This window comes from Pseudodesulfovibrio sp. lm2024 (genome assembly GCF_051175575.1).
GTDB classification, from domain to species: Bacteria; Desulfobacterota; Desulfovibrionia; order Desulfovibrionales; family Desulfovibrionaceae; genus Pseudodesulfovibrio; species Pseudodesulfovibrio caledoniensis.
In genome coordinates this window covers 1,211,170-1,230,163 of record NZ_CP195092.1, presented here as the reverse complement: position 1 = coordinate 1,230,163, position 18,994 = coordinate 1,211,170, and the positions used below count along the sequence as shown (strand labels likewise).

Below are 18,994 nucleotides of genomic sequence, written 5' to 3'. Positions count from 1 at the left end.
AGGCTTTTATTCGACCGTCTTTTGCGGTACAGCGCAAATTTGCGCCCGGCCGGGGCCGTTTTCCGGCCAGACAGAACTTATTCCAGCAAAGGCAATCAAGACCATGACCGAATCCAAGGAAAGCACCGTCAGGCTGCTGATCACCTGCCCGGACCAGCCCGGCATCGTCGCCGCGGTCTCCGGCTACCTGCACCGCAAGAACGCCAACATCATCCACTCGGACCAGCACTCCACCGACCCCGAGGGCGGCCGGTTCTTCATGCGCAACGAGTTCTTCCTGCCCGGCCTGGATATGGACGGCCTGGAAGAGCTGCGCCGCGAGTTCGCCGAGGAGGTCACCAACGGCTTCGTCATGGACTGGTCCCTGAACCCCGTCTGGGTGCCCAAGAAGATGGTCATCCTCTGCTCCAAGGTGGACCACGCGCTCATGGAGTTGCTCTGGCGGTGCAAGCGCGGCGACCTGGAAACCGAGGTGGCCATGGTCATCTCCAACCACCCGACCCTGCGCCGCGAGGTGGAAAATTTCGACGTGCCCTTCCACCACGTGCCCGTGGGACCCAGCCTTCGCGACAAGGTCTCGGCCGAGGACGCCATGATCGAGCTCATGGACGGCCAGGCCGACCTCATCGTACTCGCCCGGTACATGCAGATCCTGACCTCGGATTTCGTCAAGCGCTACCCCAACCGGATCATCAACATCCACCACTCGTTCCTGCCCGCCTTCGTGGGCGCGGACCCGTACCGCCGGGCGCACGAGCGCGGCGTCAAGCTCATCGGCGCCACGGCCCACTACGTCACCGAGATGCTGGACGAGGGCCCGATTATCGAGCAGGACGTCATCCGAGTGACCCACAGCCACGACGTGGACGACTTGAAGAGGCTGGGCGGCGATATCGAGCGCCATGTCCTGGCTCGGGCCGTGAAGTGGCACCTGGAGGACCGGGTCATCGTGGACGGCAACAAGACCATCGTCTTCCGCCGCTGATCCCGCCGTACGCCGGCCTAGGCCACACCCGTGAAATCCAGCAATCCGTCGGGCCCGAACACGTCGTTTTGCAAATAGCGGAGAAAGGTCCGCTCCGTCAGGTTGGGGACCTTGTCGAGCAGTTGCGCCAGGGATATGGTGTTGACTATCTCGCGGGTCCCGGTCCTGATCGGAACGATGCTCCCCGCCGCCAAGTCCTCCCTCACAAGATGCGAGGCGATCACGCCCAGTCCCAGGTGCGCCCGTATCCCGGATATGATCGCCTGATGGCTGTCGGCGGACAGCACGCGGTTCAGCCCGGCGCACGGTTTCCCGAAATGGTGGAGAAACCAGCCCGTCAGGGTCAACGAGGACTCCCTGTAGGCGACGAATTCCCGTCCCGCCAGGTGAGCGAACGAATGGTCGCCCGCGATGGCCTGTTCATAATATTCGCGTGAGCAGGCCAGGACGACTTCTTCGTCAATCAGCGGTTCAACCGCACAGGGCCCCACTCCCTCTTCCAGCCGATCCCGGAGAAAGAAATCGTCCACCAGACCGAAGTCCACGGCGCCGTCGCGGATCATCGACAGGATTTCCGCCGTGTCGGCGAGTTTGAGGGTAAAGGTCACATCAGGGCAGGACTCCCGGAAACCGGCCATGATCGCGGGCAGATAGGCGTTTCCGAATTCGATGGGCGAGCCGATCCGAAGCATCCCCGAAGGGACCTGCCGGGCCTGTTGCAGCCGGGCGACCCCCGTGTCGAGATCGCGGAGGAACGGCCCCATCATACTTGCGAGCTGTTCGCCCGCATAGGTGGGCACCAACGCGCTCGGCGAACGCGTGAACAGGGCCACGCCCATTTCCCCTTCCAACTTGTTCAGGGCCTGGCTCACGGCCGAGGGCGAGACGTGGAGCTTCCGCGCCGCCCCGGCCACGCTTTTCTCCGTGAATATGAAATGAAAGACTTTGAGCCTGTTGAGATCGGGGAGCATCGGTTTCACTTAAGCCATGGTTTAGCACTGCTGCATTTACTCGGCTGCATACGCCAAATACAGTGGAAGCACAATCGGGCCGACTGCGGCCCCGACGACAACCCCACGGGAGCCATATGAAAAAAATCGCCTTGATCGCCGAATACGACCCGTCCTTCGAACCCCATGCCGCCACGCAACGGGCCCTGCTTCACTCCGCCGCTGCCGCCGGGATCGAGGTCAAAGGGGACTGGATATCAACCGAAGACCTCGGCCCCGGATTGTACAGCGAGTACCAGGGGTTCTGGATCGGCCCCGGCAGCCCTTACAGGAACATGCGAAAAACCCTTGAGGTCATCCGGTATGCCCGGGAGAACGATGTTCCGCTGCTGGGGACCTGCGGCGGGTTCCAGCACGTCATCCTGGAGATCGCCCGGAACCTGCTGGGCTTCAAGGACGCGGAGCACGCGGAGTATGATCCCTACGCCAGCGACCTGTTCATCTCCGAACTGGCCTGCTCCCTGGCCGGGAGGGAAATGACCCTTTCCCTGGCCGAGGGGTCACGGGCCGCGGCCCTGTACGGGAGTACGCGGACGACCGAACGCTATTATTGCAATTTCGGCGTCAATCCCGCGTATGTCGAGGAGTTGAAGAAGGCGCCCATCCGGGTCAGCGGTTCGGACGCCGAGGGGGAAATCAGGGTCGTGGAGATACCGGCGCATCGATTCTTCATCGCCACCCTGTTCGTGCCCCAGGCGCGTTCCGCCCGGTCCTGCCCGCACCCGCTGGTGGACGGTTTCGTCAAGGCGGTCCGAGCGCCGATTACCCGATTTTCTTGACGCCGTACTTTCCCAGGATTTCGGTCAGCCTGACCGTCAGGTTGGTGGTGGACCGGGCCACGAGTTCCAGGTTGATCAGGACCATGACGTCCACCCGGAACACGGCCCGCTTCCACAGCTCGGCCAGCCCCCGCTGCAGCTCGGGTTCGAGCGAGAGCATGGACATGGTCTCGCTCAGCTGTTTGGCGGTCTTGGGCTTGAACAGCAGGGTGTCCTCCCTGGTCACGTCGTTGCCGAACATCTGCTTCTTGCGGATCTTGGACATACCGCGCAGTTCGTTCACCGCCGGAGCGGGCACGCGCCGGGCCCGGCCGCTGCGCACCTGGATCTTGCCGCCCTCCTCGCGCCCGCACTCCTTGAGAATCTGGATGAAATGGTTTTCCAGCAGGAAAAAGAGGATTTTCTCGAGCACCGGCAGGCTGAAATCCTTCTTCAGCGGCAGGATACCGTTGATCTGGTCCGGGACCACGGCCTCCAACGCCTTGTAGAAATGGTCGCTGGTCACGCCGATGGCGATGGACGCGCCGAGCCCCAGGGCCACCAGCTGGTCCTGCACGAACTTGAACCAGGCCTGCTCCCGCTGCCGCTCCTCGGGCTCCTTCTTCCCGGCCTCGCCTTTGCGGGCCGCCTCCGCCTCGGCCAGTCGGGCCTTGTACTGGGTCTCGAACTCCTCGGCCACGTTGTCCATGCAGGCCACGCGCGCCGCGTGGAGCAGCTCGCCCGCCGAGAGCTTGTCGAACTGCGACAAGCCCCTCAGCCCCTTGACCAGCATGGCCTGGACCAGCTTGGCCCGCTCCCGGATGGCGGGCTCCTCGCGGGCCGCGATGAAGCTGTTCTGGATGCGGGTCTTGGATATCTCCTGGTCCGTGGGATTGAGCTTGGAGAGAATGTCGTCGAACAGGAAACGGATGACCAGGAAGGTCCGCTCCTTGGATATCTCGTACTTCTCGCCCTCCAGGATTTCCCGGTGGGCCTCCACCACCCGGCTGGCGATGAACTCCTCCACGAAGGCGCTCCAGAATCCCTGGTCCAGTTCGTGCTTTTCGATAAGCCCGCTGTACTGCTCCAGGCTCTGCTTGCCGAAATAGCGCAGGACCAGCTCCTCGAAATTGTCCGTCACCAGGGCCATGGCGTAGACCACGCCCTGGGCGCACTTGGTCAGCACGGCCTCGGCGTTGAGCAGGGCCGCCTCCAGCTCCTCGCGCCGCTCCGCGTCCCCGGTCTTGACCGCCTTGTCATAGTGGGCCAGCAGGATGATGAACCGCCCCACCCGCTCGTGGATGAATTCGTAACCGGGATGGCCCACCCGGCCGCACAACAGTTCCATGACGCTGCTGCGCTGCGCCTCGAGCATGGGGTATTCGTTGATGGCCGGACTGTTGTTCTCCAGGATGGCCAGCAGCATCTCGCGCTCCGTGACCTCCCGCAGGGATGAGCGCTCCTTCAGCGCGCGCAGTTTCTTCTGGTAGGCGGCAAGGCGCGTTTCCTTGTCGGGTCGCGTGTCGCGGGCGGTTGATTCGCTCATGGGTTCGATTATCCTCAATTGCGCATGGGAGTTGCGCGATGCTAAGCCTTCTCCGGCTTTTCTGCAAAAGCCATATCACCAACCGCGCCGGGATGGAAGGGGCGCACCGCCCCTTGACCTTTCTCCTCCTCGGCGGCCATAACCTCCCTGTGATCACCTGCACCAAATGCGGAGCCAAGAGCTCCGACGACACCCTGGCCTGCCCCAAATGCGGCAACAAGCTCCAGTCCTCCCGCCGCGCCGCGCCGGACAATGGGGCCGTCGCGGACGCGCCCCTGGAACCGTTCCGCCACCACGGCGTGCAGGGCGACCTGCTGCGCTCCCTCAAGCGCATGCTCGAGGCCTGGGCCTACGTCCTGATCCTCGCCGGAGTGGCCGCGGCCTGCATCGTCTACAAGATCTGGTGGCCCCTCTACCCTACCGTCGCCCTCATCGCCCTCCTGCTCTGGGTGCGGAAGGTGTAGGACGCCCCCGGACCCCCATCCCCCTTTCCCTCCTAAACTTTTTGGGCCGCTTCGCGGGCGAGGGACGCAAAAAAAAACCCCCGCATTTCTGTAGGGGCTTTGGTTTTCCGATGGGCCTGAATTATTGGGCCGGAGGCGTGGCCGGTGTTCCCTGGCCGTTCTGTTGGCCCGGTGCGGGCTTCTCTTCCGGGGGCAGGACCTCCAGGGCCTTTTTAAGGTCCTCCTCGAGCAGGTCGGGAATGGGACGGTCCCAGAACTTCTCTTCCTTGATGTCCTCCTCGGTCTTTTCGGTGCAGCAGACGATGGGTTCGGTGCGGGTGCACTCCGCGGAGGAGTATTCGACCACGGCGCATTTGCTGGTCGTGTCGAAATCATAGGGGATGGTTCGGGTGAGCTTGAGGAATTCCTTGCCCTGGACGCGGATCTTGTCGCTCGAGATGCCGACCACGAACCGGGCTTCCTGCTTGGCGTAGAACACGGAGAACAGGTAGATGTTGTCCCTGACCTTGGCCACGTAGTTGATCTCCTGGGGAGACTTGCACAGGATGCGCCCCAGGACCTGTTTGCCCAGGCAGATGTCCATGTCCATATAGTCCGAGGCCAGGGCCGGAATCGCGGCCAGGGCCATGGCCAGGCTCAGGGCGATGAGAATGCGTCGCATTGTCCTTCCTTAGTTGCCTTATCCCAGATCGAGGAAGAGCTGGAACCCCTCGGGATCGCGGGTTTCGCACCGTTCCTTGCAGCCGCAGCAGCGGTAGTGGCCCTTTTTCAGGTACCACTGGGCCTTCCACGAACAGTCGCAGTTGAAATACTCGTACACCGAGGCGTCAACCGCGCCCCGGTACCGGGTGTATCCTTCCTGTTTGAGCTTGTCTTTGTATTCCATGGTTATGCGCCGGGCCGTTTGTCAGGCCTTGGGCCAGGAAAAGATGTACACCTGCTGAGGACAATTTGCAAAAGCCATTCCATTGGAAAAAACAACCCCTTACGGACTAGGCGGTTTTCTGCGGGATGAGCAGTGAGATGAAAAAGCCCACGGCGGCCACGGCGATGATGGACGCGCCCGAGGTGATGTCGAGCGCGTACGAGATCATCAGCCCGCAGACCGTGAACACGGCGGACAGGACCGTGGACACGATCATCATCACCCGAAGCGAACGGGTCCGCCGCTCGGCGATGAACGGCGGGATGGTCAGCAGGGCGATGACCAGGATCAGGCCGACCACGCGGATGATCATGACCACGCTCAGACCGACCATGACGATGAGCAGGATATACAGGAAATTGACGGGCACGCCGCGCGAGCGGGCGAACTCCTCGTCGAAGCTCATGACTGTGAAACCCCGGTAGAAGACCAGGACCAGGACGATGACGATGGCGGCCAGCCCGGCCATGATCCACAGGTCCGAGCGCGGCACGGCCAGGATGGAGCCGAACAGGTAGCTCATCAGGTCCACGTTGTAGCCCGGCGTGAAGTCGAGCAAAATGATGCCCAGGGCCATGCCCGCCGCCCAGATGACGCCGATGACCGTGTCCACGCGCTCACGGGCGTGCAGGGTGACCAGGGCCATGATCAGGGCCATGCACACGGTGAAGGCCGAGGTCACGGGCAGGACCGGCAGGCCGAGGATGAAGGCCAGGCCCACGCCGCCGTAGGAGGCGTGGGCGATGCCGCCGGAGATGAAGACGATTCGATTGACCACCACCAAGGAGCCGATGATCCCGCAGATGAGGCTGGCCAGAAGCCCCGCGGCCAGGGCGTTCTGCATGAAGTCGAAGCCGAGCACGTCCATCACGACTCACCGCCCTGGTCCGCGTCCGCCCCGTCATGGGGCGCGAGCACGCGGTGCGGCACGTGGCCGTGGGTGACCAGCTCCACCGGGCAGCAATGGTCCCCGGACCCGCCATAGGTCATGGCGAACATGTCGTCGGTGATCTCCGGGGCCTTGTGGAAATGCAGGGTCCGGTTGACGCAGGCCACGGACTTGACCCCCGAGGCCAGCGACGAGATGTCGTGGCTGACCATGATCACGGTCATCTCCTCGGTCAGCTCGTTGAGCAGGGCGAACAGGGACATGCGGCTGGCCGAGTCCACGCTGGCCGTGGGCTCGTCGAGCAAAAGCAGTTCCGGGCTGTCCACCAGGGCGCGGGCGATGAACACGCGCTGCTTCTGGCCGCCGGACAACCGGGCCAGGCTGCGCCCCTGGTAGTCGAGCATGTCCACCTTTCGCAGGGCCTGGCGGGCCTTTTCATGGTCGATTTTTGAGTGGCGGCCGGACATGCCCCGGAATCCCGGCTTGACCGTGCCCATGCAGACCGCCTCGAGCACGGTGATGGGAAAGGAACTGGCGACCTCCGTGTGCTGGGGCAGGTAGCCGATACGCCCCCCGGCGTCGCCCGGACGCAGGCCGAGCACGCGGATGGTCCCGCTGTCCGGCCGGATCAGCCCGAGCATGAGCTTGAGCAGGGTGGACTTGCCCCCGCCGTTGGGGCCGAGCACGGCCAGATAGTCGCCGCGCTCGATACGCAAATCGACGTTCTCCAGCACCGGCAGGCCGCCCGGTGAATAGTTCAGACCCTGTATGTCGACAACGGGCTCAGCCACGTGAAACTCCTGGTGAAACGCTTTGGATCGACATCCTTACCGATCAAGGCAGCCTAGCACAAGCCCGGAAATCATGCCACCCAGGCCCAGACCCAGGCGGCTGCGGGCATAAGCAGGGCCGCCGCGTAGAGCCGGAAATCCGCGCCCTTGCCCGGCAGGCCCCAGCGGGTGGCCGCCCATGCCGTGAGCGCGCCCAATCCCAGGCCCGATCCGAAGCCGAACAGGTGCGCGCCCAGGTCGGTGTTGCCCTCCCCGTTGCCCGCGCCGAGCATGGCCAGCAGCCCCAGCCCCGCGCCGAACGGGATAAGCGCCGTGCGGGTGAAGCGCAGAAAACGCCGCAGCCACGAGCCGCTGCCCAACCCGTGAAGCCCGCCGCCCACGCCGAACGGGGTGATCCCGGCCAGCGCCCCGGCCGCGCCGAAGGTGGCCGTGGAAAAGCCGATGGCGTCGTGATGCACGCCCAGGACCAGTGAATTGAAGAGGTTGCCGAGCACCCCGGCCCCCATGGTCAGCATCCAGGCCGCGCCCGAGCCGAGCCGCCGCGCGGCCAACCAGATGAACACCCCGCCGATGACCGCGTTTCCGGCCACGTGCGGGCCGTCCGCATGCAGGGTCAGGGCCGTGCACAGCCGCCACCACTGGCCCGACAGGATGGCCCCGGCGTCCGCGCTGCCGAGTTGCACCCACAGGTCCGGGTACAGCCCCATGCCCGGATAGGTCCGGGAATAAGCCCAGTAAAATATCACGAGCAGGGCCAGGCCGAACAGGGTCGGCTCCAGCCCGCCCACGGGCCGCAGGTCGGGCAGGTCCACCTTGGCCAGCTCCGGGCGGTTCTCCTCGAAATAGAGCTCGATTTCCTCCACGGCCCGGTCGACGTACCACTCCTGGACCATGACCGCCCAGCCGTCGCCTCCCTCGGACAAAACCCGCCGCAACCGGTGCGGCACGTGGCGCGAGGACAAAATCAGCCCCCACAGCCGTGCCTCGCGGCAGGACAGGGGTCCGGCCTGCTCCCCGCGCACCAGGGGCACGAGATCGATCCAGGCGTGGCGCAGGACGCGGCGGAAGAATCCGGGGTGGACGGTTCGGGCGTGCATGCCGCAATGTATAGGAAATCCGGCCCGGCGCAAACCGGTTTCGCCCTTGCGCCGCGCCCCCGCCCGCCCTATGCTGGCCCGAACCCGAAACCTCAACCCCCGACGAGTCACGCCATGCGCATCCGCTTCGCCGCCCTGTTCCTGCTGTCTCTCTTCCTGCTCCCCTGCTCCGCCGCCCGCGCCGCCGACCTGGACACCATGATCGGCCAGATGATCCTGGCCGGGTTCCGGGGCTTCTCCGTGGACAGGGACTCGACCATCGTGCGCGACATCCGAGAACGCCACCTGGGCGGGGTCATCCTCTTCGACCACGACATGTTCCGGGGCGCAGGCCAGCGCAACATCCGGAGCAAGGACCAGGTCGAGAAACTCATCGCCGACCTCAAGGCCAACGCGGACATCCCCCTGTTCATGGGCGTGGACCAGGAAGGCGGCAAGGTGCAGCGGCTCAAAAAGACCTACGGCTTCAAGGAGACCCGTTCGGCGGCAGAGCTCTGCGCGGCGGGCGATTCCGAGGTGCTCGACGCGGGCCTGGCCGTCGGCGCGATGTTGCGGGATACCGGGTTCAACCTCAACTTCGCCCCGGTGGTGGACGTGAACGTCGACCCGGACAGCCCGGCCATCGGCAGGCTGGGCCGCAGTTTCTCCAGCGACCCGCAGGAGGTCGCGCGCTGCGCGGGCATCTTCATCAAGGGGCTGCACCGCAACCGGGTGCTCTCCTGCCTCAAGCATTTCCCCGGCCACGGGTCGGCCGGGACCGACTCCCACAGGGGTCTGACCGACGTGACCGGCACCTGGTCAGAGGCCGAACTGATCCCCTACCGGGAACTGATCAAGGGCGGCAAGGTGGACATGATCATGACCGCCCACATCTTCAATGTGCATCTCGACCCCGACTACCCGGCCACTCTGTCGAAAAAGGTCATCACCGGTCTGCTGCGCGGTGAGCTCGGCTACCAGGGCGTGGTCATCACCGACGACATGGACATGGGGGCCATCGCCGACGAGTACGGACGCCGGGAGGCCGTCCGCCGGGCCATCGAGGCAGGCGCGGACATCCTCCTGTTCGGCAACAACCTCGCCTATGACGAGCACATCGTCGAAAAGGTCCACGCCGTCATCCGCTCCCTGGTGGACGACGGGACCATCCCCGAGGCGCGCATTCAGCAGTCCTATGACCGGATCATGCGGTTGAAAGCGCAGCTGGGGTAAAAAATCAGGTGCGGGCAGCCCTAGCTCTTAGGCGAGTCTTCGAGCCTTGGAGATAGCGACAGCAGCGATAGGGTTCGCACCTTTGCATCCCGCTTATGCGCCTTCGGCGCGGGGCTTGATCCAGAAAAAACGCCGGTCGCTTTTGTAGGCGACCGGCGTTTTTCACTTCTTAAGGCAAACCGGAACTACCAGAAGAGGCCGCCGGAACCGCCGACGGTGAACTTGAGTTCGCTCTGGTTCTCGGTCAGCAGGACCAGTTCGTCGGGATCGGTCTGGGTATCGATGCGGGTCACCTTGGCCAGGTAGGTCATGTAGGTGTACTCCCGCTCGTCACCGGCCGGGCCGCAGGATTTTTCCGTGGCGGTGAAGGGGCCGAACTCCAGGTAGTCGTCGGTCAGGGTGTAGGTGCCGGTAAAGGCGTTGCACCCGCTGAATCCCTCCACCGTCCCGTCGGCGTTGAACTTGATGGTCTGCGCCGGGTCGTCGTCGAAGTCCCGTGAAACGATCCTGCGCAGGGTCCAGGTCTTGCCTACCAGAGCCTGGCGAAGGGCGTCCTCGTTCATGACCGGGGCCTCGTGGGACCCGCACGCGCCGAGGGACGCCAGGGCGGCCAGCAGCAGCGCGGCGCAACACATTCTCTTCCATAGATTCGGCATCGTTCGTCTCCTTGATCAATGAATACGGGATCATGATTAACAGGGGCGCGGCCCTGTTGCAAGGAAACACGAGCCCCCGGCGCGGAAGTCCGGGCCGGGGGCGGCATGTGTTGGCTAGCAGGCCGCTATTTCACGTTCGGGCAGGCCTTGAGCGCTTCCTCGATGTCGCGCTGGGGCAGTTCGAAGTTGGTCAGCAGCCCCTGGTTGAAGGCGTCGTACGAGGCCAGATCGAGCATGCCGTGGCCCGAGTACAGGAAGACGATGACGTCGTCCGGCCCGGCGGTCTTGGCCGCCTCGATGGCCCCCTTGATGGCGTGGGAGGTCTCGGGCGCGGGCAGGAATCCCTCGGTCTGCATGAACAGCTTGGCCGCCTCGAAGCACTCGGTCTGGAAGTAGGCCACCGGGTCGCACAGCCCCTCGTTGACGATGTTGCAGACGATGGGCGCGTCGCCGTGGTAGCGCAGGCCGCCCGCATGGATGGGCGCGGGCATGAAATCGTGGCCCAGCGTGTGCATCTTGACCAGCGGGGTCAGCCTGGCCATGTCGCCGAAGTCGTAGCGGTATTCGCCGCGCGTCAGGGTCGGGCACGCCTTGGGCTCCACCGCGATGAACTTGACCGGGTCGCCATTGAGCTTCTGCGGCAAAAACGGCAGGACCAGGCCGCCGAAGTTGGAGCCGCCGCCCACGCAACCCACCAGGTGGGTGGCCTTTTCGCCGATCATCTCGAGCTGCTTCTGGACCTCCAGGCCGGTGATGGTCTGGTGGATGATGACGTGGTTGAGCACCGAGCCCAGCGCGTACTTGGTGTCGTCATGGGTGGCCGCGTCCTCCACGGCCTCGGAGATGGCCAGGCCGAGCGACCCCTTGCAGTCCGGGTCCTTGGCCAGCATCTCGCGGCCCGTTCGGGTCTGGTCCGAGGGCGAGGCGTGGATGGTCCCGCCGTAGGTGTTGATGATCATCTTGCGGTACGGCTTCTGCTCGTAGGAGACCTTGACCATGTAGACCACGCACTCCATGTCGTACTGGGCGCAGGCGAACGACAGGGCCGTGCCCCACTGGCCCGCGCCGGTCTCGGTGGCCAGCCGTTTTACGCCCTCCATCTTGTTGTAGTACGCCTGGGGCACCGAGGTGTTCGGCTTGTGCGAACCCGCCGGGGACACCGACTCGTCCTTGTAGAATATCTTGCACTTGGCCCCGATGGCCTTTTCCAGCCGGTCGGCGCGCACCAGCGGCGAGGGACGCCAGATCTTGTAGACGTCCAGGACCTCCTGCGGGATGTCGATGAACCGGTCCGCGCTCATCTCCTGGGCGATGAGCGAATCCGGAAAGATCGGGGAGAGCAGGTCCGGGGTCAGCGGCTCCATGGTCTCCGGGTTGAGGGGCGGGGCCATGGGCGTGGGCAGATCGGGCATGGGGTTATACCACTGGGTGGGCATCTGGTCCTGGGACAGGAATATCTTCTTCACAGACATGGTGTTCCTCCGAACAGTTGCGCGTTGTAGGCCGGATCGGGTGAAAGCTTCCCGGCTCCCCGATCCGGTGCGCGTTGACGAAAAAAACCGCTGGCAACGAACCAGCGGCTTTCCGATGTCCGAACGCGCGCGCAAGCACGCCGCCGCCGGGACCGGCAGCGGATCGCTTCAGCACGCGTCTAGGAATCGGGCCGCTTGACGTTACGCCACCCGCGTCCACAAAAATAGTTGTATGATATGGGTGTTTGCATAGAGGAAACTCCTACGCTCTTTCCGCCTTTGGCGTCAAGCCGGGCCCGATTGCGCGGGGTCCCGAAGGGGCAGACTCATGGGGACGAACCGGATGCCGTCGCGCTCCCGCTCGCTGTCCACGGCGGTGAATCCCAGCCTCGCATAGGCCTTGACCGAGCCGGGCGAAGCGTTGACCGTCAGGGCGGACAGGTCCGGATCATCTCGCAGGCACCGCGCGACGGCCCGACGCATGAGCGCGGCCCCCACGCCAAGCCCCCGGCAGTCGGCGGACACGAAGAACAGCGCCACGTGGCCGTCGCCCACCACCTCGAGGACGCCCACAAGGACATCCCCCTGCAGGGCGGTCAGGGCAAAGCCCTTGCCCTCCCGACGGGAAAAGGCGAAGCGGTCGAGAAATTCCGCGAACGAGGCGCGCCCCTGCTCGGAGAAGCCGGGAGCCACCGAGGCGTCGAACACGGTCCGGACCAAGGCCAGGGCCTCGACCTCCCGCTCGGGAGCGAGGGGCTCGCAGGTGATCCGTTCTTGCATACCCATCACTTGGCCATCCCGGCGGCCAACTCGTGCAGGATCTCCCCGGCCGGGCCGTGCAGGGCGAAGTCCATGAACCCGGTGTTCGGGGTCGGTTCCGCGTTGATCTCCACGGTCACGGCCCCGTGGTCCTTGGCCAGCTGGTAGAAGGACGCGGCGGGCTGGACGAGGTTGGAGGTGCCCACGGACACGAACACGTCCGCCTTGCCGATCTGCTCGATGGCCAGCTTGAGCACGCCGGGGGTGAGCGGCTCGCCGAACCAGACCACGCCGGGCCGCAGCAGGTGGCCGCAGACCGGGCAGTCGGGCAGGTCCGGCAGTTCGGAGAAGTCCTCGCGGGCGTGCGTGCAGACCGTGCAGCGCACCTGCCACAGGGAGCCGTGCATCTCGACCAGCTTGCGGCTGCCCGCCCGGGTGTGCAATCCGTCGACGTTCTGGGTGATCAGAAGAAAATTCGGTATCTGCCGCTCCATGGCCGCCAGGGCCAGGTGCGCCGGGTTGGGCTGGCAGCCCGCCACCAGCTTGCGCCGCCAGTTGTAGAACTCCCAGACCAGCTCCGGATGCGCGGCGAATGCGTCGGGCCGGGCCAGGTCCTCGGCCCGGTAGTGCTTCCACAGCCCGTCGCGGCCCCGGAAAGTGGGCACCCCGCTTTCGGCGGACACCCCCGCCCCGGTCAGGACGACCACCCGCCTGTCGCCGCTCAACAACGCCTTGACCATCTCCAGTTCAGCCTGCACGATCTCTCCAGCCATTCGTTATGTTGTCATGTTGTCGGCCAGAGCCCGCGCCGGGCCGGCCGCTCGGGGCCGGGCCGCTTGCAATCCGACCGAATAAACGTCATAGTCCGCTACTTCATTTCACAACCAGTCCCGACCACATTGCCCGAGGAGGATCCATTGGCTACTAGAACTGTCTATTACATTGAAGGTGACGGCATCGGCGCCGAAGTCTGGGCCGCCGCGCGCCCCGTCCTGAACAAGGCCGTGGAGATGGCCTACAACGGGGCCAACAAGCTCGACTGGCAGGAGCTGCTGGCGGGCGAGAAGGCTTTCGCCGAGACCGGCGAGCATCTGCCCAAGGCGACCATGGACGCGCTGGCCCAGGCCGACCTGGCCATGAAGGGTCCGCTGAACACGCCGGTGGGCAAGGGCTTCCGCAGCCTGAACGTCACCCTGCGCCAGGTCTTCGACCTCTACGCCTGCATCCGTCCCATCAAATATTTCAAGGGGATCGAGTCCCCGGTCAAGCGTCCCGACCTGGTCGACATGGTCGTGTTCCGCGAGAACACCGAGGACCTGTACGCCGGTATTGAATACCAGTCCGGCTCCCCGGAAGCCAAGAAATTAATCGAATTTCTCGTGGACGAACTCGGCGCGAAGATCGACATCACCGCGGGCGTGGGCATCAAGCCCATCACCCCGGCGGGTTCCAAGCGGCTGGTCAGAAAGGCCCTCGACTTCGCCATCGCCGAGGGCAAGCCGTCCGTGACCCTGGTCCACAAGGGCAACATCATGAAGACCACCGAGGGCGGCTTCCGCGCCTGGGGCTATGAGGTGGCCGACGAGGAATACCAGGGCAAGGTCGTGCGCGAGGGCCAGGACGGCTCCGGCGTGATCATCAAGGACCGCATCGCCGACGCCATGTTCCAGAACGTGCTCATGTACCCCGAGCAGTACTCGGTCATCGCCACCACCAACCTGAACGGCGACTACATCTCCGACGCCCTGGCCGCGCAGGTGGGCGGACTCGGCCTGGCCCCCGGCGTGAACATGGGCGAGAAGCTGGCCTTCTTCGAGGCGACCCACGGCACGGCCCCGACCATCGCGGGCAAGGACCTGGCCAACCCCGGCTCCCTGATCCTGTCCGGGGCCATGCTGCTTGAGCACATCGGCTGGGGTGATGCCGCCGCGCTCATCCACGCCTCGGTGGAGAAGACCCTGGCCGCCAAGAAGGTCACCGTGGACCTGGCCGCCCAGATCAACGGCGCCACCCAGGTGGGCTGCAAGGAATTCGGCGAGCTGCTGCTGGCCAACCTGTAACCCGCCAGCTTACCAAGACATCCCCGGCGGGCCGCGACCATGTGTCGCGGCCCGCCGTCTTTTTCCCGGCCGACGAGTTCCCGCTCCCCGGCTTGACCCGCCTCCCCCGCTTGGCTACCTTCGTTCATGGCGGAAACTGTTTTTTCCCGACCGGGCCACGCGCCCGCGATGATCGCCCGTCCCGCCACGAGACGCAGCCCCTTCGGATTCCCGCCCCCGGCCCCGCCGGGACCGCACACTCCACAAGACCCGCAACAAGGAGTCGAATCATGCCTCAACATACCCTTGAAATTACTGAAACCGGCCGGTGCGCCGAATGCAACGGCGCGGACAGCCTGCTCGCCACCTTGGTGAACAACGGTGTGGATGTCTGCTTCGCCAATCCCGGCACCTCGGAGATGCACTTCGTCTCCGCCCTGGACCGCATCCCCGGCATGCGCGGGGTGCTCTGCCTGTTCGAAGGCGTGGCCACGGGCGCGGCCGACGGCTACGCCCGCATGACCGGCAGGCCCGCCTGCACCCTGCTCCATCTCGGGCCCGGCTTCGCCAACGGCATGGCCAACCTGCACAACGCCCGCAAGGGCGCCTCGCCGGTGGTCAACATCGTCGGCGACCACGCCACCTACCACGTGCGCTATGACGCGCCCCTGACCTCCAACGTGGAGGGCTTTGCCGAGGCCATCTCCCACTGGGTCCGCCGCCCGCGCAGCCCGCGCACCGTGGCCCTGGACGCCGCCGAGGCGGTCCGTGCCGCGCGCACGGCCCCGGGCCAGGTGGCCACCCTGATCCTGCCTGCGGACACGGCCTGGCTCCCGGCCGAGCGCCCCGCGCCCGCCCTGGCCGTCCCCACTCCCGCTCCGGTGTCCCCGGACGCCGTCGAGGCCGCGGCCAAGGCCCTGACCAACGGCAAAAAGACCGCCATCCTCATGCGCGGGTCCGTGCTCCACGGCGAGGGGCTTCATGCCGCCGGATGCGTGGCCGCCAAGACCGGGGCCACCCTGTTCTGCGACACCTTCACTCCGCGCATGCGTTCCGGCGCGGGCGCGCCCGTGGTCGAAAGGCTGCCCTACCGTGGCAAGCACGTCCTGGCGCGGCTCGAGGAATTCGAACAGCTCCTGCTCGTGGGCGCGGAACCGCCGGTCTCCTTCTTCGCCTATCCCGGACAGGAGAGCTGGCTGACCCCGCCGCACTGCGCCATCCTGACCCTGGCCCACGCGGCCGAGGACGGCGACACCGCGCTCATCGACCTGGCCGGAGCGGTGGACGCCTCGCCCGACTGCGCCCTGTATCCGCTCGATCCGCCCGCCCTGCCCGGCGACGCGCCGCTGACCGCCGAGGCCGCACTGCGCATCGTGGCCGCGCTCCTGCCCGAGAACGCCATCGTCACGGACGAGGGCATCACCTCGACCCTGCCCTACGCCAACCTGCTCTCCAACGCCGCGCCCCACGACTACCTGGCCCTGACCGGCGGAGCCATCGGCGGCATCATGCCGCTGTCCGTCGGGGCCGCCGTGGCCGCGCCCGGCCGCAAGGTGGTCTGCCTGGAGGGTGACGGCAGCGCCATGTACACGGTGCAGGCCCTGTGGACCCAGGCCAGGGAGAATCTGGACGTGGTCACCGTGCTCTACGCCAACCGCTCCTACGCGGTCCTCAACCAGGAGCTCAAGCTGGTCCGGGCCGCGTCCAAGGGCGACCAGGCGGTCTCCCTGCTCGACCTGCACGATCCGACCCTGGACTGGGTGCGCATCGCCGAGGGCATGGGCGTGGAGGCCGTGCGCGCTGAAACCACCAAGTCCTTTGCCGACGCCCTGCGCTCCGCCCTGAGCGCCAAGGGGCCCCGGCTCATCGAGGCCGTCATCTAACGCAACATCACTGCGGGCCGGGACCGTTGCGCCCCGGCCCGCGCCGTTCGCGCTCATTTCCGCTCCTTCCCGCGCGAGTCATGGCATGAGAGATGCAACTCTCTACTGAATGCCCGCACCCCTGTCGCCGGGCGCATAAGGAGAGCACGCATGTACCTGCAGGAACTGCAAAGAAACCGGGACACCTTTGGCCAGGAAGACCCTTTGTGGGCCGTGGCCTCCGCTCCGGACCAACGCGCCTGTGCGCCTGGTCCGCCACTGGTACAAACACCGACGAGATCGTCCACAACCACGGCAGGCTGAACCTGCCCCCAGCCGTGCTCGCGCCGGGGGACAGGTCAGTTCCCTCTATTACGCCGCGCGTTAAGGCGATTATCGGACATCCAGCGCCCGGTTTCGGGCACGGTTTTCCGTTTTAGACCTTGCGAAAACCTTGGCTCTCTACTAAGTGAAAGCCATGCCTGAAAAAGATAAACGCATTCTCATCCTGGGCGTCGGCAACATCCTGTTCACCGACGAGGGATTCGGCGTCCGGGTGGCCGAGGAGCTCGAGCAGAAATACGAATTTTCCGACAACGTCACCGTGCTCGACGGCGGCACCCTGGGGCTCAAGCTCATGGGCCCGATCATGGAGTCGGACTACCTGATCATCGTGGACATCGTGCTCAACGACGGGCGGCCGGGCGAGATTTTCCGGCTGCTGGGCGAGGATCTAAACAAGGCCTGCGCTTTCAAGAATTCCCTGCACCAGACCGACTTGCTTGATACGCTGGCCCAGTGCAGCATCATCGGCAACGTGCCGGACGACGTGGTCCTGTTCGGCATCGAACCGGTCAACTACAAGGACATGTCCGCCGCCCTGTCCCCCGAACTCGAAGCCCGGCTGCCGGAAATGGAAGCCCTGGTCCTCGAGGAAGTGAAGAAGGCGGGCGCATCCTACGCCCCCCGGACCGCAGCGAACCCCGCAACGGAGAAGATTTATGTGCCTCGCGATACCTGCAGAAATTCTTGAAATCAGTGACGGCGTCGCCACCTGCAAGGTGGGCGAAGGCGACACCACGGTCCAGGCGTCCATCATGCTCATGGACGAGGAAGTGACCATCGGCGACTACATCATTATCCACGCCGGTTTCGCCCTGCGCAAGCTCGACCCCAAGGAGGCGCAGGAGACCCTCAAGATCCTGCGCGACATGGTCGAACTCTTGGGCGGGGAAGAATATCAACACGAGATGCTCTAGCGGCTGCGCAAAGAACGCCAAAAAGCCCGGGACGCACCGCGTTCCGGGCCTTTTTGTCGGCTGCATCCGGCGGATGGGGCGCTGCCCTTGACCCTCCCAAACTTTTTGCGTCGCCTGCGGCGAAGGGCCATAAGGTACAGTCCGGACAGCACTCGACTTAGTGGACCACGGTCTTGGAGAAGATGTTGATGACCGCCACCCCGGCCACGATGAGCCCCATACCGAGCATAGCCGGGAGGTCCAGGGGCTGCTTGTGGAAGACCACCCCGGCCAGGCCGATGAGCACGATGCCCAGCCCCGCCCAGATGGCGTAGGCCACGCCCATGGGGATGGTCCTGAGCACCAATGAGAGTAGGTAAAAGGCCAGGCCGTACCCGGCGATCACCACCAGGCTGGGGCCGAGCCGGGTGAACCCGTGGCTCGACTGGAGCGCCGTGGTGCCGACAACTTCGCTGATGATGGCCAGGGCCAGATAGATGTATCCCATGGTGTCTCCGATGTTCGGGACGGGCTATGCCCGCTGCTTCTTGCCGGGTAGAAAGGATGTGCGCAGGAAGGTCGGGCTGGCGAACGCCAGCGGGTTGCGGATCACGAGGTCGGGCAGGATGTGGTACCAGCGGTAGCCGAGCCCGTGGAAGTAGTCGCGGGCGCGGTCCAGATACCCGGTCTCCCGGGCGGCGTGCAGGGCGGCGTCCCGCTGGCAGCGCGACCGGGCCAGGGGTTTCAGGATGCGCTCGCTGAATCCGTACTTGAGCAGCATGGCCTTGATCCGCCGGTACTCCCTATGCCGGGACACGCCGTCGGCCATGGCGAAAAAGGCGACCACCAGCCAGCACACGCCCCACCAGCACAAAACGACGCCCCCGGACACGTCCCCCGAGGCCCACTGCGCCGCCCCGGCCCCCTTCAACACGAAGGCGGCCAGCAACGCCCCGACCCCGGTCATGTACGGCCACGGCGCGGCCTTCACATACCGCGCCCCGCGCCCGACAATCCCCAGTCTTTCTTCTCTTCGCATACGAAAATCCGTAGCCAACAACCGCCGAAAGGTCAAACCAGCCCCCCTTTTCGCCGCCACGAGCGCATTGGCTGCAAAGCAGCCTAACCTCAGCGAACTCCCCATAGCCGCCCCAAGCGCCTGGGGTGGCAAAGGCACCCAACAGCGAAGCGCACGCACCGCTCCTCCGCGTCCCCCTCCCCACTCCCGCGCTCCCTCCCCCCGAGAACGCAGGGAGCGAGGCTTCGTAGAGTGGGTCAGCCGTGCATTTTT

General features: G+C 65.3%; 21 protein-coding genes. 8 read left to right on the top strand and 13 right to left on the bottom strand.

Going from position 1 to position 18,994, the window contains the following annotated elements; translation table 11 throughout:
• Positions 1-103: 103 nt before the first annotated feature.
• Positions 104-985 carry a formyltetrahydrofolate deformylase gene (purU, locus tag ACR42D_RS05520; protein ID WP_484565860.1) on the top strand — a complete coding sequence of 294 codons (882 nt, stop codon included), beginning with the start codon at positions 104-106 and terminating at the stop codon, positions 983-985.
• Between the two features lie 17 nt (positions 986-1,002).
• Here purU and ACR42D_RS05515 read toward each other — a convergent pair whose 3' ends face one another.
• Positions 1,003-1,956, bottom strand: a complete 954-nt coding sequence (locus ACR42D_RS05515; protein WP_484565859.1) for a LysR family transcriptional regulator — start codon at positions 1,954-1,956, stop codon at positions 1,003-1,005.
• A 116-nt stretch (positions 1,957-2,072) separates the two neighbouring features.
• On the opposite strand from ACR42D_RS05515, the gene ACR42D_RS05510 reads away from it, so the two are divergent.
• The gene (locus ACR42D_RS05510; RefSeq protein WP_484565858.1) at positions 2,073-2,774 is read left to right on the top strand and encodes a CTP synthase C-terminal region-related (seleno)protein; all 702 of its coding nucleotides are present in this window, start codon (positions 2,073-2,075) and stop codon (positions 2,772-2,774) included.
• On the opposite strand, the gene ACR42D_RS05505 is transcribed toward ACR42D_RS05510, so the two are convergent.
• On the bottom strand, positions 2,758-4,299 hold the full coding sequence (locus ACR42D_RS05505) for a hypothetical protein (protein ID WP_484565857.1): 1,542 nt from the start codon (positions 4,297-4,299) through the stop codon (positions 2,758-2,760). The genes ACR42D_RS05510 and ACR42D_RS05505 overlap by 17 nt on opposite strands.
• Before the next feature lie 113 nt (positions 4,300-4,412).
• On the opposite strand from ACR42D_RS05505, the gene ACR42D_RS05500 reads away from it, so the two are divergent.
• Positions 4,413-4,763, top strand: coding sequence for a zinc ribbon domain-containing protein (locus ACR42D_RS05500; protein WP_484565856.1), 351 nt, complete (start codon positions 4,413-4,415; stop codon positions 4,761-4,763).
• Positions 4,764-4,884: 121 nt separating this feature from the next.
• On the opposite strand, the gene ACR42D_RS05495 is transcribed toward ACR42D_RS05500, so the two are convergent.
• From ACR42D_RS05495 to ACR42D_RS05475, 5 genes are all read right to left on the bottom strand, one after another.
• The gene (locus ACR42D_RS05495) at positions 4,885-5,424 is read right to left on the bottom strand and encodes a hypothetical protein (protein ID WP_484565855.1); all 540 of its coding nucleotides are present in this window, start codon (positions 5,422-5,424) and stop codon (positions 4,885-4,887) included.
• A gap of 18 nt (positions 5,425-5,442) precedes the next feature.
• Positions 5,443-5,649: a DNA-binding protein gene (locus ACR42D_RS05490; RefSeq protein ID WP_071547142.1), complete on the bottom strand. Its 207-nt coding sequence runs from the start codon at positions 5,647-5,649 to the stop codon at positions 5,443-5,445.
• 106 nt (positions 5,650-5,755) lie between these two features.
• Entirely contained in the window at positions 5,756-6,556 is an 801-nt protein-coding gene (locus ACR42D_RS05485) for a metal ABC transporter permease (protein WP_484565854.1), read from the bottom strand.
• The gene (locus ACR42D_RS05480) at positions 6,556-7,368 is read right to left on the bottom strand and encodes a metal ABC transporter ATP-binding protein (RefSeq protein WP_484565853.1); all 813 of its coding nucleotides are present in this window, start codon (positions 7,366-7,368) and stop codon (positions 6,556-6,558) included. Before ACR42D_RS05480 ends, ACR42D_RS05485 begins: the two co-directional genes overlap by 1 nt.
• Before the next feature lie 71 nt (positions 7,369-7,439).
• Positions 7,440-8,465, bottom strand: coding sequence for a rhomboid family intramembrane serine protease (locus tag ACR42D_RS05475; RefSeq protein WP_484565852.1), 1,026 nt, complete (start codon positions 8,463-8,465; stop codon positions 7,440-7,442).
• A gap of 114 nt (positions 8,466-8,579) precedes the next feature.
• Between ACR42D_RS05475 and ACR42D_RS05470 the strand changes: the two genes are divergently transcribed.
• Positions 8,580-9,677, top strand: a complete 1,098-nt coding sequence (locus ACR42D_RS05470; RefSeq protein WP_484565851.1) for a glycoside hydrolase family 3 protein — start codon at positions 8,580-8,582, stop codon at positions 9,675-9,677.
• A gap of 185 nt (positions 9,678-9,862) precedes the next feature.
• On the opposite strand, the gene ACR42D_RS05465 is transcribed toward ACR42D_RS05470, so the two are convergent.
• The 4 genes from ACR42D_RS05465 to ACR42D_RS05450 all read right to left on the bottom strand — a co-directional run bounded on the left by ACR42D_RS05465 (position 9,863) and on the right by ACR42D_RS05450 (position 13,322).
• A complete protein-coding gene (locus ACR42D_RS05465) occupies positions 9,863-10,333 on the bottom strand; it encodes an META domain-containing protein (protein WP_484565850.1) in 471 nt (156 codons plus the stop codon).
• Positions 10,334-10,458: 125 nt separating this feature from the next.
• Positions 10,459-11,805, bottom strand: coding sequence for a TrpB-like pyridoxal phosphate-dependent enzyme (locus ACR42D_RS05460; protein WP_484565849.1), 1,347 nt, complete (start codon positions 11,803-11,805; stop codon positions 10,459-10,461).
• A gap of 285 nt (positions 11,806-12,090) precedes the next feature.
• Positions 12,091-12,591 (bottom strand): GNAT family N-acetyltransferase, encoded by a 501-nt coding sequence (locus ACR42D_RS05455; RefSeq protein ID WP_484565848.1) that lies wholly within the window; start codon positions 12,589-12,591, stop codon positions 12,091-12,093.
• Positions 12,591-13,322, bottom strand: a complete 732-nt coding sequence (locus tag ACR42D_RS05450) for an SIR2 family NAD-dependent protein deacylase (protein WP_484565847.1) — start codon at positions 13,320-13,322, stop codon at positions 12,591-12,593. The genes ACR42D_RS05455 and ACR42D_RS05450 overlap by 1 nt, the downstream gene beginning before the upstream one ends.
• Positions 13,323-13,481: 159 nt before the next feature.
• Here ACR42D_RS05450 and icd point away from each other — a divergent pair, with 159 nt between their 5' ends.
• The 4 genes from icd (at position 13,482) to ACR42D_RS05430 (ending at position 17,724) form a co-directional block, all read left to right on the top strand.
• The gene (gene icd / locus ACR42D_RS05445) at positions 13,482-14,624 is read left to right on the top strand and encodes an NADP-dependent isocitrate dehydrogenase (protein WP_484565846.1); all 1,143 of its coding nucleotides are present in this window, start codon (positions 13,482-13,484) and stop codon (positions 14,622-14,624) included.
• A 269-nt stretch (positions 14,625-14,893) separates the two neighbouring features.
• Positions 14,894-16,486 carry an acetolactate synthase large subunit gene (locus ACR42D_RS05440; protein WP_484565845.1) on the top strand — a complete coding sequence of 531 codons (1,593 nt, stop codon included), beginning with the start codon at positions 14,894-14,896 and terminating at the stop codon, positions 16,484-16,486.
• A 457-nt stretch (positions 16,487-16,943) separates the two neighbouring features.
• Positions 16,944-17,498, top strand: coding sequence for a HyaD/HybD family hydrogenase maturation endopeptidase (locus tag ACR42D_RS05435; protein WP_484565844.1), 555 nt, complete (start codon positions 16,944-16,946; stop codon positions 17,496-17,498).
• Positions 17,467-17,724, top strand: a complete 258-nt coding sequence (locus ACR42D_RS05430) for a HypC/HybG/HupF family hydrogenase formation chaperone (RefSeq protein ID WP_484565843.1) — start codon at positions 17,467-17,469, stop codon at positions 17,722-17,724. Before ACR42D_RS05435 ends, ACR42D_RS05430 begins: the two co-directional genes overlap by 32 nt.
• Before the next feature lie 157 nt (positions 17,725-17,881).
• Here the strand turns inward: ACR42D_RS05430 and ACR42D_RS05425 are convergent, their stop codons facing one another.
• Together ACR42D_RS05425 and ACR42D_RS05420 are read right to left on the bottom strand one after the other, a co-directional pair.
• Positions 17,882-18,211: a DMT family transporter gene (locus ACR42D_RS05425; protein WP_484565842.1), complete on the bottom strand. Its 330-nt coding sequence runs from the start codon at positions 18,209-18,211 to the stop codon at positions 17,882-17,884.
• A 24-nt stretch (positions 18,212-18,235) separates the two neighbouring features.
• On the bottom strand, positions 18,236-18,742 hold the full coding sequence (locus tag ACR42D_RS05420; RefSeq protein WP_484565841.1) for a hypothetical protein: 507 nt from the start codon (positions 18,740-18,742) through the stop codon (positions 18,236-18,238).
• Between the last annotated feature and the right edge of the window lie 252 nt (positions 18,743-18,994).

Bases quoted from the DNA above. Each gene is read 5' to 3' on its own strand.
- ACR42D_RS05425 (WP_484565842.1), bottom strand. From the start codon at position 18,211: ATGGGATACATCTATCTGGCCCTGGCCATCATCAGCGAAGTTGTCGGC.
- ACR42D_RS05510 (WP_484565858.1), top strand. From the start codon at position 2,073: ATGAAAAAAATCGCCTTGATCGCCGAATACGACCCGTCCTTCGAACCC.
- ACR42D_RS05460 (WP_484565849.1), bottom strand. From the start codon at position 11,805: ATGTCTGTGAAGAAGATATTCCTGTCCCAGGACCAGATGCCCACCCAG.
- ACR42D_RS05470 (WP_484565851.1), top strand. From the start codon at position 8,580: ATGCGCATCCGCTTCGCCGCCCTGTTCCTGCTGTCTCTCTTCCTGCTC.
- ACR42D_RS05440 (WP_484565845.1), top strand. From the start codon at position 14,894: ATGCCTCAACATACCCTTGAAATTACTGAAACCGGCCGGTGCGCCGAA.
- ACR42D_RS05420 (WP_484565841.1), bottom strand. From the start codon at position 18,742: ATGCGAAGAGAAGAAAGACTGGGGATTGTCGGGCGCGGGGCGCGGTAT.
- ACR42D_RS05465 (WP_484565850.1), bottom strand. From the start codon at position 10,333: ATGCCGAATCTATGGAAGAGAATGTGTTGCGCCGCGCTGCTGCTGGCC.
- ACR42D_RS05495 (WP_484565855.1), bottom strand. From the start codon at position 5,424: ATGCGACGCATTCTCATCGCCCTGAGCCTGGCCATGGCCCTGGCCGCG.
- ACR42D_RS05505 (WP_484565857.1), bottom strand. From the start codon at position 4,299: ATGAGCGAATCAACCGCCCGCGACACGCGACCCGACAAGGAAACGCGC.
- ACR42D_RS05515 (WP_484565859.1), bottom strand. From the start codon at position 1,956: ATGCTCCCCGATCTCAACAGGCTCAAAGTCTTTCATTTCATATTCACG.
- ACR42D_RS05435 (WP_484565844.1), top strand. From the start codon at position 16,944: ATGCCTGAAAAAGATAAACGCATTCTCATCCTGGGCGTCGGCAACATC.
- purU (WP_484565860.1), top strand. From the start codon at position 104: ATGACCGAATCCAAGGAAAGCACCGTCAGGCTGCTGATCACCTGCCCG.
- ACR42D_RS05430 (WP_484565843.1), top strand. From the start codon at position 17,467: ATGTGCCTCGCGATACCTGCAGAAATTCTTGAAATCAGTGACGGCGTC.
- ACR42D_RS05455 (WP_484565848.1), bottom strand. From the start codon at position 12,591: ATGGGTATGCAAGAACGGATCACCTGCGAGCCCCTCGCTCCCGAGCGG.
- ACR42D_RS05485 (WP_484565854.1), bottom strand. From the start codon at position 6,556: ATGGACGTGCTCGGCTTCGACTTCATGCAGAACGCCCTGGCCGCGGGG.
- ACR42D_RS05475 (WP_484565852.1), bottom strand. From the start codon at position 8,465: ATGCACGCCCGAACCGTCCACCCCGGATTCTTCCGCCGCGTCCTGCGC.
- ACR42D_RS05490 (WP_071547142.1), bottom strand. From the start codon at position 5,649: ATGGAATACAAAGACAAGCTCAAACAGGAAGGATACACCCGGTACCGG.